General features: G+C 61.8%; 10 protein-coding genes. 1 reads left to right on the forward strand and 9 read right to left on the reverse strand.

The window, feature by feature from the left end; translation table 11 throughout:
• Positions 1-55: 55 nt before the first annotated feature.
• The 4 genes from MHY87_RS02205 to ettA form a co-directional block, all read right to left on the reverse strand.
• Complete coding sequence (locus MHY87_RS02205; protein WP_239348940.1) at positions 56-937, reverse strand: DMT family transporter; 882 nt, start codon at positions 935-937, stop codon at positions 56-58.
• Positions 938-948: 11 nt separating this feature from the next.
• Positions 949-2,427, reverse strand: coding sequence for an AMP nucleosidase (locus MHY87_RS02210; protein ID WP_239348942.1), 1,479 nt, complete (start codon positions 2,425-2,427; stop codon positions 949-951).
• Positions 2,428-2,504: 77 nt separating this feature from the next.
• Entirely contained in the window at positions 2,505-3,191 is a 687-nt protein-coding gene (locus tag MHY87_RS02215; protein ID WP_239348944.1) for an SDR family oxidoreductase, read from the reverse strand.
• Positions 3,192-3,200: 9 nt separating this feature from the next.
• Positions 3,201-4,853: an energy-dependent translational throttle protein EttA gene (gene ettA, locus MHY87_RS02220; protein WP_239348946.1), complete on the reverse strand. Its 1,653-nt coding sequence runs from the start codon at positions 4,851-4,853 to the stop codon at positions 3,201-3,203.
• A gap of 579 nt (positions 4,854-5,432) precedes the next feature.
• Between ettA and MHY87_RS02225 the strand changes: the two genes are divergently transcribed.
• Positions 5,433-5,723 carry a GIY-YIG nuclease family protein gene (locus tag MHY87_RS02225; RefSeq protein WP_239349731.1) on the forward strand — a complete coding sequence of 97 codons (291 nt, stop codon included), beginning with the start codon at positions 5,433-5,435 and terminating at the stop codon, positions 5,721-5,723.
• Between the two features lie 63 nt (positions 5,724-5,786).
• Here the strand turns inward: MHY87_RS02225 and MHY87_RS02230 are convergent, their stop codons facing one another.
• The 5 genes from MHY87_RS02230 to MHY87_RS02250 form a co-directional block, all read right to left on the reverse strand.
• Positions 5,787-7,130, reverse strand: coding sequence for an erythromycin esterase family protein (locus MHY87_RS02230; protein ID WP_239348948.1), 1,344 nt, complete (start codon positions 7,128-7,130; stop codon positions 5,787-5,789).
• An 85-nt stretch (positions 7,131-7,215) separates the two neighbouring features.
• The gene (locus MHY87_RS02235; RefSeq protein ID WP_239348950.1) at positions 7,216-8,964 is read right to left on the reverse strand and encodes a M14 family zinc carboxypeptidase; all 1,749 of its coding nucleotides are present in this window, start codon (positions 8,962-8,964) and stop codon (positions 7,216-7,218) included.
• On the reverse strand, positions 8,961-9,818 hold the full coding sequence (locus MHY87_RS02240) for an ABC transporter permease (protein WP_239348952.1): 858 nt from the start codon (positions 9,816-9,818) through the stop codon (positions 8,961-8,963). Before MHY87_RS02240 ends, MHY87_RS02235 begins: the two co-directional genes overlap by 4 nt.
• Before the next feature lie 5 nt (positions 9,819-9,823).
• A complete protein-coding gene (locus tag MHY87_RS02245) occupies positions 9,824-10,744 on the reverse strand; it encodes an ABC transporter permease (RefSeq protein ID WP_239349733.1) in 921 nt (306 codons plus the stop codon).
• A 108-nt stretch (positions 10,745-10,852) separates the two neighbouring features.
• Positions 10,853-12,382 carry an ABC transporter substrate-binding protein gene (locus MHY87_RS02250; protein WP_370644809.1) on the reverse strand — a complete coding sequence of 510 codons (1,530 nt, stop codon included), beginning with the start codon at positions 12,380-12,382 and terminating at the stop codon, positions 10,853-10,855.
• Between the last annotated feature and the right edge of the window lie 7 nt (positions 12,383-12,389).

Consider the following 12,389-nt stretch of genomic DNA (forward strand, 5'->3'; position numbering starts at 1 on the left):
ATCATACATATAAAGATATATTTATATGTATTTTGAGGAAAGCGCAAGCAGAGCATCACTGTTTGAGGCGTCCAACCTTGGCCCTGTTGGCTGCAATCACGAGCAAGAGGACGACCCCGGCCACAAGCCAGGCCGATGGGGCGACGGATTCGCCATTGAGGATGGCAGCGATCAGCAGCGTCACGAATGTCTGAAGCAGCTGAACCTGGCTCACATGAGCGATGCCGCCCAGGGCCAAGCTGGCATTCCAGGCGAAGAAGCCGAGATACTGGCTCATGAGAGCCACATAGACGAAGCCGATCCAACTCCAGGGCGGGACCGCAGCGAGCTCGCCCGGCACGGACCAGAGCGCCAAGGGAATGGTGACAGGAAGAGCAATCACCAGAACCCAGGAGATCACCTCCCAGCCGGCCATGCCCTTGAGCACGAGCTTGCCGGAGAGCACATAGCCCAGCGCGGAGGATAGGGCAGCCGCCAGAAGAAACAGGTCTCCCCGTCCCAACGACCCGCCGCCCTCATACAGGGTGAAGCCGATGACGAGAGCAGCGCCGGTCAGTGCCGCCAGCGAGAAAGCCGGGCTCGGCCGCTCGCCTGCGATCAGCGTGCTGATGGCAGAGGTGGCGAGCGGCATGATGCCGAGCACAACCCCGCCATGAGAGGCTGGGACGCTTTTCATGGCGAGCGCCGTGAAGCCTGGGAAGCCTCCGACGATGCACAGAGCCGTGAGCGCTATGGTGCCTATCTGCCGAGAGGCAGGCCATGGCTTGCGCAGCAGGAGGAGAGTTGCGAGGGCGAGGAGCCCAGCGACAGCCGCTCGGCCTGCGGTGACGAAGAGCGGGCTCAGATGCTCGACGGCGATATGCGTGAAGGGCAGCGTGCCGTCGAAAATGCACACGCCAACAAAGCCCAGAAGCAGGCCAAGACTCGCACGGGACATGAGAGATGCCGCTATCGGAACGGAGGTTCGTCGAAGCTGCGCAGTTTCCGCGAGTGCAGGGACGAGCGCTGCCCACGCAGGATATCGAGCGCCGCGAGGCCGATCATGAGGTGCTCGCTCACAGCGCGCTCATAAAACGCGTTGGCGGCTCCCGGCAGCTTAATCTCGCCATGCAGCGGCTTGTCGGAAACGCAGAGCAGCGTGCCGTAGGGCACGCGCAGTCGATAACCCTGCGCGGCGATGGTGCCGCTTTCCATGTCCACCGCGATGGCGCGGGACAGATTGATCTGCCGCCGTTCCTGGCTCCAGCGGAGTTCCCAGTTGCGGTCGTCATAAGTCACGACCGTGCCCGTGCGCAGACGACGCTTCAGCTCCTCGCCGCGCTCGCCCGTGACTTGCACTGCGGCGTCCTGCATCGCGACCTGAATTTCCGCGAGCGCCGGAAGAGGAATCTCGGGCGGCAATGCGCCGTCGAGGATGCTGTCGCGCCGGAGATAAGCATGAGCGAGAACGTAATCGCCGATCGATTGTGACTGACGCAAGCCGCCGCAATGGCCTACCATGAGCCAGCAATGCGGGCGCAGGACTGCGAGATGATCCGTGATGTTCTTCGCGTTCGAGGGGCCGACGCCGATATTGACGAGCGTGACGCCCTGCCCGTCCTTGCGCATCAGGTGATAGGCCGGCATCTGGAAACGGTGCCAGGGCGAGGAAGCGATGAGCTCCTCGACGGCTGCCTCGCTCAACCCGCGCTCGATGGCAACGCCGCCGGGCAGAACGAGCTTGTTGTAAGGCCCCTCCTCGTTCGCCAGTTCCTTCACGGCCCAGCGAATGAACTGGTCCACATAGCGGTGATAGTTGGTTAGCAGAATCCAGGGCTGCACCGAGCGCCAGTCACTGCCGGTGTAATGCACCAAGCGGCGCAGGGAGTAATCGACGCGCGCGGCATCGAAGAGCGAGAGCGGGCGCGCTTCGGCTTCATGGAAGATCCATGTGCCGTCGGCGATCTCATCGCCGACTTTTGCCAGCAGCGGTGTCGGAAAATGCTGCGCGAGTTCGGAAGCCGAATGCGCGCCGCGACCGAGCTCGTCGCCGCGCTCGAAAATGTACGGGTAAGGAATTTCCTGATCGCTGACGCCAACTTCGAGCGTCGCGCCGTAGTCGCGCACGAGATGGTTCAGCTGTTCAAGGAGGTAGTTCTTGAAGAAGGCAGGCTGCGTGATCGTAGTCGCATAGACGCCGGGGCCCTGGAACTTGGCATAAGCCCGCTGCTTCACAGGCGGTACGGAATTTGCCCGGTAATCGACGCGAAGCTCAGGATAGCGGAAGCGGGAGCGCTCTAGCGGTGTGGGGGGCGTGCCGGTGGCGAAGAAATGCTCCAGAGCGTGGCGCTGCGCCTCAGTGGCGCTGTCATGGAGCTGGATGAGCCGCTCGACGGCTTCTTCGGGAGTGGCGACGGATTGGAAGGCTGAGATCTGGTCGGCAGGCACGTGATATTTCTCTTTTTCTGTCTCGTGCCTCAAGGGTCATACACCTTTTTGACCAAGAACCCAAGCACCTAGGATTCTCAGAAGGAAAGCCTATCCCCGTTCCAGTCGAAAAAGCCGCCCGTTTCCTTGAGAGTGAGCCCATCGATAAGCCGGATAAGCCCTGCCGCGCTCTCCTCGACGGAAATGTCGGCGTCCGAACCGCCCATGTCGGTGCGCACCCAGCCGGGATGCACGGAAATCGCAATGATGCCCTCGGGCTGCAAATCGGTGGCGAGGCCCTGCATCACCTTGTTCACCGCAGCCTTGGACGCACGATAGGCGATACGGTCCGACTTCGCGTGAGAGAGCGAGCCCATGCGGCTTGATATCGTGACGATCTTGGCCGCTTTCGACTGCCGCAGATGGGACAGAAAGGCTTGCGTGATGCGCAAGGGGCCAAGTGTGTTGACCCGCAACACTTCAAGAAAACCCTCGAAATCCATGTCCAAGGTCGATTGCCGCTTCGGGCCGATGAGGCCTGCATTGTTGATGAGAACGTCAATCGGCTCATCCAATTGGCTCGCAGCCTCAACGATGGAAGCCTCGTCGCGCACATCGAGGGCGATCAGCTTGAGCCGTCCATCGGCCGTAAATTTTTTCCACTCCGGCGACGCCCAACCGAGATCGCGCAGCGTGCCAATCACGCGTTCGCCGCGCATGAGAAGGGCGCGGGCGAGTTCCTGCCCGATTCCGCGCCCGATACCTGTGATGAGGTAAGTGCTCACGCAAAAACCTTATCGCGTGAACTTCTTGTACTTGATGCGATGCGGGATCGTGGAATCCGTGCCGAGGCGGCGCTTCTTGTCTTCCTCGTAATCCGCGAAGTTGCCTTCGAACCATTCCACGTGGCTGTCGCCTTCGAAGGCGAGGATGTGCGTCGCGATACGGTCGAGGAACCAGCGATCGTGCGAGATGATGACGGCGCAGCCCGCGTAATCTTCCAGCGCCTCTTCAAGCGCGCGGAGCGTATCGACGTCGAGATCGTTGGTCGGCTCGTCGAGGAGCAGCACGTTCGCGCCCGACTTCAGGATCTTGGCGAGGTGCACGCGGTTGCGCTCACCGCCCGAGAGCACGCCCACCTTCTTCTGCTGGTCCGAGCCCTTGAAGTTGAACGCGCCGCAATAGGCGCGGGCATTGATCTCGCGCTTGCCGAGATAGAGGATCTCGTTGCCGCCGGAGATTTCCTCGTAGAGCGTCTTGTTGGCATCGAGCGAGTCGCGGCTCTGGTCCACATAGCCGAGCTTCACGCTCTCGCCGATGGAGATCGAGCCTTCATCCGGCTGCTCCTGTCCCGTGATCATGCGGAACAGGGTCGTCTTGCCGGCGCCGTTCGGACCGATGATGCCGACGATGCCGCCCGGCGGAAGCTTGAACGACAGATCGTCGATGAGGAGCTTGTCGCCGAAGGCTTTCTTCAGGCCGTTGAATTCGATGACGTTGTTGCCGAGACGCTCTGCAATCGGGATGATGATCTGAGCGGTCGTCGGACCCTTCTCGTTGGCCTTGGCCACGAGTTCCTCATAGCGCTGGATACGCGCCTTCGACTTGGCCTGACGGGCCTTCGGCGAAGCGGACACCCATTCGCGTTCGCGCTCGATGGTGCGCTGGTGAGCCGCGTCCTCACGGCCCTCCTGCTCGAGGCGCTTCTGCTTCTGCTCGAGCCAGGACGAGTAATTGCCCTCGTAGGGGATGCCGCGTCCGCGGTCGAGCTCGAGAATCCAGCCCGTCACGTTGTCGAGGAAGTAGCGGTCGTGGGTGACGATCAGGATCGCGCCCGGATAGTTGCGCAGGTGGCCTTCGAGCCAGGCGGTCGTCTCGGCGTCGAGATGGTTGGTCGGCTCGTCGAGGAGCAGCAGTTCCGGCTGTTCAAGCAACAGCTTGCACATGGCCACGCGGCGGCGCTCACCGCCCGAGAGCTTGTCCACCGGCCAGTCGTCCGGCGGGCAGCGCAGGGCGTCCATGGCCTGATCGACCTGGGAATCGAGATCCCAGAGGCCTTTGGCCTCGATCTCGTCCTGAAGGCGGGTCATTTCGTCCGCCGTCTCGTCCGAGTAGTTCATGGCGATCTCGTTGTAGCGGTCGAGCAGCGCCTTCTTGGCGGCCACGCCCTCCATCACGTTCTCGCGGACGTTCTTCGACGGATCGAGCTGGGGCTCCTGCGGCAGGTAGCCGACGCGGGCGCCCTCGGCCACCCAGCCCTCGCCGGTCCAGTCGGTATCGGTGCCGGCCATGATGCGCAGCAGGGTCGACTTACCCGCGCCGTTGACGCCGAGCACGCCGATCTTGGCATCCGGGTAGAAGGAAAGATGGATGTTGTCCAAAACCTTCTTGCCGCCCGAATAGGTCTTGGTGAGGCCACGCATGTGGTAGATGAACTGACGGGACACGGAAAAAGCCCTGCTTGATGAGATCGGTTGAATGGAGTTGGCCGTCAGTTAGCAGGGGCGGCCTGCCGGGGCAAGGCGGGGAAGTGACGCCCACGCGGGCGGACGGACAAGCTGAAGCGCTCTCGCGGCAATGGTTTGCCCGAGGTTTTGGGGTCGAGGGAGGCGCGAGGAGGCGTCTGGCTCGGCTGTGTGAGTGTGTGAAGAACCCGACGGCTCCTCGCGCACGGTTCTTTTAGGCGTACATCGTGTCTTTCAACGATGGGCCTCCCGCCGACAGGCTTGCGAGGCCTGACACAGGACCGCTCCCGGCTCCGACAATCACGACGCCTCGCGAGCGCGCCCCTCATTGAGCCGGGACCCACAACCTATAGCCAAGGTTAGGACCAAAGTCAAGAACAAAAGCGGAACATAATGTTCGCACTTCCGCATCCTCCCAGTCATCACCGGCCTTGTGCCGGTGATCCCGATTAATGAGAGCGCAACGCCTTTCCAGTCGGGATGGCCGGGACAAGCCCGGCCATGACGGAAGAAGTGAGTGAACTGCTTGCGCCCTCTCAGGAGAGGGATCACTCTCGCCTTATGAAACTCTACTACATCTACATCCTCGCCAGCAGATCTGGTGGCGCTCTGTATATTGGCGTCACCAATGATCTACCCCGACGTGTCTGGGAGCATAAAACCGGGCGCGGTGGCGATCACACGCGGCGTTATCGAATTGACCGTCTTGTTTATTATGAAAGCTATCCGAGCATCATCGACGCCATTCAGCGGGAGACATCGATCAAGCGGTGGCCGCGGGCATGGAAGACAAATCTTATTCTCGGTATAAACCCGACGTGGCGCGATCTTTATAACGACTTGAACGCGTGATCCCGCCTTACCCACGTCTTTACCGACTGTGCATGACAGTAAGCGGTTGAGCAAATGCTCACCTCAAAGCCCGAACGGATACGTCTCCGGCATGCCCTTGCCATGGGCGTGGCTCAGCGGCGTGACCGCTTTCGTTTCCTCGAACCACACGAAGTCGTCGAACTGCTCGGCCAGGATGGCCTCGAAGTAATGGCTGTAGAGTTCGGTGTCCGGCCGATAGATGACTCCGATGGCCCGCTCCAGACGCGGACGCGACAGAACTTCCTTCAGGTCGTTCTGAAGGTTCTCCCGCCAATCGGTCAGGAAGCGTTTGTGCCCCGTATCCCGGAAGATGCGCTCATGGCTGTCGGGCCTTGCAGGCAGCACGTTCTTCACCTGCATGGGCTCGTCCCAATCGTCGGCGGCGGCAACCGTGCCTCGATCAGTCCCGAAGCCGACGAGCACGGCCTCCTCGCGATAAGCCTTGCGGCAGAGCTCGCCGATATTGAACTCGCCCTGCCAGCCCATGGCGGTGGCGGCGGCGTTGCCGATGTGGGAATTATGCGCCCAGACCACCGCCTTGGCGTTGTCGCGGCGTGCCAGCAGACTCTGGAGCGTATCGAACATGTGTCGGTCGCGCAGGTTCCAGGACTCCGTCGCGCCCTCATACATGATGCGGTAATAATGCTCCGCCGCATGAACGATCTTGGCGTTCTGCACCGCATCGAAAAACGGCTCACCGCCGTTCGTCTCCAGATATTCCATGCGCTTGCCGAGAATGTCCTGCAACTGACGCAGCAGCGCTTCATCGCAGGGTTTTTTCTGACCCGTGATGACAGCGCGACCGTAACGCGCCGGGTCTGATTGCCAGGGGCTCAGGCAGCCGTAACGTCCCCTCGCCTCTTTTGCTGCTTTCGGATCGACCTTGTCGAGATAGTCGAGCACCGCGCGGATGGACGCATTGAGGCTGTAGACATCGAGCCCACGAAACTCGGCGCGCTCGCCCTCGGGGCGATCCTTGTTGATGGTGCGCATCCAGTTGACGAAATCCGCCACCTCCTCGTTGCGCCACATCCAGGTGGGAAAGCGCTCGAAGGCAACGTCATCTCCATCGGGCACAGGGCGGTGTCGCACATAAGCATCGATCCGCGCCGCATCCGGCCAATCGGCCTCGACCGCAACGATGTTGAATCCGTGATGCTCGATAAGCCGCCGCGTGATGGCCGCCCGCGCCCGGTAGAACTCCGACGTTCCGTGGGTCGCCTCGCCGAGCAGCACGACCTTGGCGTCACCGAACCGGTCGAACATGGCGCCGAAAGCCGCGTCATCCTCAAGAGGCGGAAGCGGTTCGCCATGTTTGCGGACAATATCGACTGCCTCCTTGATGGAGGATTCGTTCTCGTTCTGCTTCCAGGAAAAGCGGGCCATCGTCGCCTCTCGAAAGTGGAGAAACTTTCTCCACTAACGGCAAGCCGGAAGCGCTGTTCCCCGACTGAAAGCTATCGCAACGAGGCTATGCAACATTCTCCATGATCGAAGCGTAGGCTTCTTCCGCCGCGATAACCGTGGCCATTTGAACCGTATGGGCGAACCGGTACGCATCACCGTAGATGGTCTCGTCGGGAAACTCGGTGACGATGGTGAGCGGCGACGGATGGCGTTCCTCGGCGGTGATCAGGCACGGCACGCCGTTGATGATCTCATACGGCTTGCCGCCGGAGTGTATGGCGCAGATCTCGATCTGGCGCCGGTTGAACTCGACAAGGCCCGGCACCGCCGACAATCCCTTGGTGACCGCCTCGATCAGGGTTCTTGCCGTCTCTCCCCAGGATGGGTGATGGCGCATGATGAGGAAGAAGCCCTTCGGGATGGACCACAGCTCGAACCCGCGCGGCAGATAGCCCGTGAACGGACGTGTCCATTCATGCGCGGGATAGCCGTGCAGATTGATGTGCAGCTGCGCGCCGGACATCGCCAAGGCGTGGTTGCGAGCGCCGATTTCGAAAGCGGGTTCGCTTTTGCCGAATTCAAGATCGTTACCGCGCGAGGTGTAGCGCGCCGCATGATGCATGTGGCGCGGATTGGCCTCGCACAGGCGTCCGTGCAGCGCATAGCCGTCCGGGTTCTCGACCGGAATGAAGGCGATGTTCGCTTCAGGATTGGCAAGAAGACGGCGCACCGCCCTGAAGGCTCCGACCGGAGCCGAAGTCTCGTTGGCGTGCTGTCCGCTGGTGACGAGAACGGCAGGCCGCGATCCCGAACGGTAGAGTCCGCGCACGGGCCGCCCTTCGACGGACATGCCCTCGAACGTCTCGCCGGGAAGCGCTGCGAGTTCGCGCTGAAGCTGCATCAGGCTCGGGGCCGCATCCGCAATCTCGAGATCCTGCTCGGGCCGCGCGGGATTTTGCGAAGCGTCGAAGCCGCGGAGCGCTACGCGCACATGGGCATCGCCGTCATTCGCGCGGATGTCCGGCACGATCTGTCCGGGCTGTAGGCCGCGATCTTCCGGCGGGCGGTTCGAGCGGCGCTTGAAGAATTCGAGGATCGAGAAATAGAAATCCTCGTGCAACGCCTCGCGGGTGCTCATCACCTCGTCGCCATAGGACAGAGGCCGCTCGATGCCGGGAATCGCCACGTCGATGGCGAGCGTTTCCACATAGGGCTCCTCAGGGGGCCATTCATGAGCAGCGACGGCAGCCATGACCTTGTGAAAAACAATCTCCGCTTCCGTCTCCACAGGCTCGTCGATATCGGGCTCGCCGTCGGCGCGATCCGACACGATCAGCCAGCCCGTCGGCACAAGATCGATCTGGTCGAGATGATTGGTACGCGTGCGGTTGGGCGCGAACACCTTATGCTCAACAACACGCCCGTCCTGGTATGTGGCCTGCACGCGATAATTCAGATCGGCATCGTCGGGCTCGAAGCTCATTGCAACATGGTCGTAGAGCGCGGCGAGCGGATAGGCCTCGGAGAGGAAGCGTATGGGCGACGCTTCCGGATGGACCGGATAGCGAACGACAACGCTTGCCAGCCCATTGGTGTCAATCTCTTCCAGGAAGGCATGCACGAGAGGCTTGTAGGCGCTGCGCAGGCGCGCGGTGACGCCTGCCTGCGCCAACCGCGCTTCGCCCGCGCGCCGCGCCGCCTCGTCCTCGAACAGCCACGCCTCCAGGCGGGTTCCGCGATGCTTGTCCGAGGCCCAATCGCGCAGAAGGATATCGAGCGTGCGCGGAACGCGTTCATCGAGCAGGATCGTCATTTCGAAGTCTGTCCCGTTGGATCGAGGTAATCGCGCAGCCAATCGCCTAAGAGGTTCAGGCCGAGCACGGTGAACATGATGGCAAGCCCCGGAAAGACGCTGACCCACCAGGCCGTCTGGAGATAGGTGCGCCCATCGGCCAGCATGCCGCCCCAGCTCGGAATGAGAGGATCGACGCCGAGCCCAAGGAAGGTCAGGCTGCTTTCGAGCAGGATGTTGTTGGCCACATTCAGCGTCATGAGGATAACGATGGGGCCCAGCACGTTCGGCAGCACATGGGTGAAGATGATACGCCCGTTGCCGACGCCGATGGCTCGCGCGGAGAGGATGAACTCCCTCTCGCGCAGGGCCAGCACGGAGCCGCGCACGACGCGGGCATAATGCACCCATTGCGTCGCGATCATCACCAGGATGACCTTGTCGAGGCCCGCGCCGAAAATGGCGAGGAACATGATCGCGACGAGGATGAAGGGAAGTGCCAGCTGAATGTCGACGAAGCGCATCAGCAGCATCTCAGTGATGCCCCGATAATAGCCGGCGATCAGCCCGACGAGCGTCCCCAAAAGGACGGCGCCAAGCACGGAGAGGATTCCGACCACGAGCGAAATCCGGCCGCCCACGACGACGCGGGCGAGCACGTCGCGGCCGAGCGGATCGGTGCCGAGAAGATGGTTCAAGTCCTGGAAGGGCGGGATGAGGCGGGCCATGAGATCCATGCCCTCGCCGCCATCAGGAAAGAGGATGGGCGAGAGCAGCACCGCCAGCGAGATGCCGCCCGCGAACAGAATGCCGAGCAAGAGCTCCAGCGACCTGAAGCGCGAGCGCGATGTGGAGACAGCCTGAGCCGCAGCCATGGGCCTTACTCCGTGCGGATGCGCGGATCGACCAGCCCATAGGCGATGTCGATCACGAGATTGATGAGGACGATGAACAGGGCGAGCACCGCAATCGTGCCCTGCAGCACGGGGTAATCCCGGTTCGAGACGGCGTCGAAAGCGAGCGTGCCCATGCCGGGCCAGTTGAACACCCGCTCCACGATGACGATGCTGCCGATCAGGTTACCGAACTGAATACCGATATAGCTGATGAGCGGTATGGCCGAGTTGCGCAGGGCATGCTTGTAGAGCACGATCCGGTCGCGCAGACCTTTGGAGCGCGCGACCATGATGTATTGCTGCGAGAGCGTCTCCAGCATCGCCGTGCGCACGAGTCGGACATTGGTGGCGGTGAGAATGATCGCCATGGTGAGCGCCGGCATGATGAAGCTCTCGGGCCCTTCCATTCCGCTCGGCGGCAAAAGGCCGAGGAAGATGGAGAACAGGAGCACCAGCATGATGGCGAGCCAGAAATTCGGGAAGGACAGGCCCACCAGCGACAGGATGCGGATGAGCTGATCGGGCCAGCGCCCGCGATTGACCGCGGCGGTGATGCCGAGCGGCACGGACAGAATGATGGAGATCAGAAGGGACGTGAAGGCGAGCAGGAGCGTGGCGGGCAAGGCTTGAGCGATCAACCCGGAAACCGGCGCATTGCCGAAGAAGCTGCGCCCCAAATCCCCCACGAAGATACCCTGGAGAAAGCTGAGATACTGAACATAGAACGGGCGTTCGAGGCCGAGCGCCTGCCGGATGTTCTGCAGATCCTGCTCGGTGAAGTTGCCGCCGCTCATCATCATGATGGCGGGATCGCCGGAAAGCCGGATCGTGAAGGAAACGAGCAGCGTTACGGCGAGAATGACGAATATCGCCTGCAGCAATCGTTTGATGATGAAACCTGCCATATCGTGGTCCTGCGTCGTGGTCCTGTCCGTCCCGACCTTTTTCTTGATCTTGGAAGAGGCCCCGCTCGCGCGGGGCCTGCTCGATGTCATGAGGTTAAAGCGTTCCGCTTATTCCACCGATGTGGCGGTGTAACGGAAGCGGCGGTCGGCGGGAGCGTCGAAATCCTTCACGCGCTTGTTCACGCCGAAGAGGGTGTTCTGGTTGTAGAGCGGAAGCTCCAGCGCCTGATCGGCTACGTAGCGCGCGATCTCCTGGAGGATCTTCTCACGCTCCTTAGTATCGTAGACAAGACGCTGCTTCTCGAGCATCTCGTTCAGCTTCGCGTCGTTGTAGTACGGGTTCCACTTTTCGCCCGAGTGATACATCAGGTAGGCGTTGTTGTCGTAGTCGAAGGTCCAGCCACCCCAGGCCTGGTGCCAGGCTTCGCCGGTCTTGCCGTTCGGGATGATGTCGTTGAGCAGAACCGGCGGCTCATGCGGCTGAAGCGCCGGCTTCAGGCCGAGCGCCTGGAGATAGCCTGCCGTCGCCTGGGCCACTTCGCGGAAGGTGGCGTCGTTGCCGCGGAAGTCGATCCGCACCGGCGCTCCTGCCGGAACCTTCGCCGCTTGAAGCATCTGCTTCGCCTTGGCGAGGTCGAAAGGCAGCGGCTTCAATGCCGGATCGTTGCCGAAAGACAGCTCCGACTGGAAGCTCGCGATGGGCTTGGCGTGGCCGAGAAGCACGGCCTTGATGATAGCGTCGCGGTCGACGCCCATGATGAGCGCCTTGCGGACATTCGCATCCTTCGTGATGCCGTCCTTGGTGTTGAAGCGCAGCGACACCACCGTCGGGCCGGTGACGCTCATGAGGGTCAGGTTCTGGCTCTTCTCGATGGTCGGCGCGAGGCCGAACGGGATGAGCGTCGCCACGTCGATGCGGCCTGCCTGAAGCTCAGCCACCTGCGTATTCGCTTCTGAGATGAAGCGGAACACGAGCTTGTCGAGCTTGGGCGCGCCGCCCCAATGGTCGGGATTGGCTTCGAGAACCAGGTTCACCTTCGGATTGTATTCGACGAACTTGAACGGTCCGGTGCCGACCGGATGCGTGTTGAAGTAGTCGTCGCCCTTCTCCTGGACGTATTTCGGCGGCACGATCATCGCGCCGTAGCCTGCGAGCTTCGTCAGCAGCACGGGGTCCGGCTGCTTCATGATGAAGTCCACCGTGTTCGCGTCAACCACTTCGACACGCTCGATGGAATTGTAGTTCGATTGCTGCGGGCCTTTCTTGCCTTCCTCGCCGAGCAGGCGGTCGAAGGTGAACTTCACGGCCTGCGCGTTGAAGGGCTCGCCGTTGTGGAACTTCACGTTCTCACGCAGCTTGAAGCGGATGCGCTTGCCGTCGTCCTGGAACTCCCATGAAGTCGCAAGGGCGGGCTTCAGCTTCATGTCCGCGCCACGGGCGGTGAGTCCGTCATAGATGTTGTTGGCGGCGGACGACCAGTCGACCAGGAAGGTATCGATCGGGTCCCAGCTGGCCGGATCGATGGCAACCGCGGTCGTCAGCGTGCCGGCAGCCTGCGCGCCGGACGCCATGAGCGGCGCCAAGGCCACTGCGGCAGTCAAGCCGAGCGCCTTCATCGTTTTCGAGAACTTCATCATCGTCTCC

Origin of the sequence: Microvirga sp. ACRRW (genome assembly GCF_022346925.1) — a bacterium.
Classification (GTDB): Bacteria; Pseudomonadota; Alphaproteobacteria; order Rhizobiales; family Beijerinckiaceae; genus Microvirga.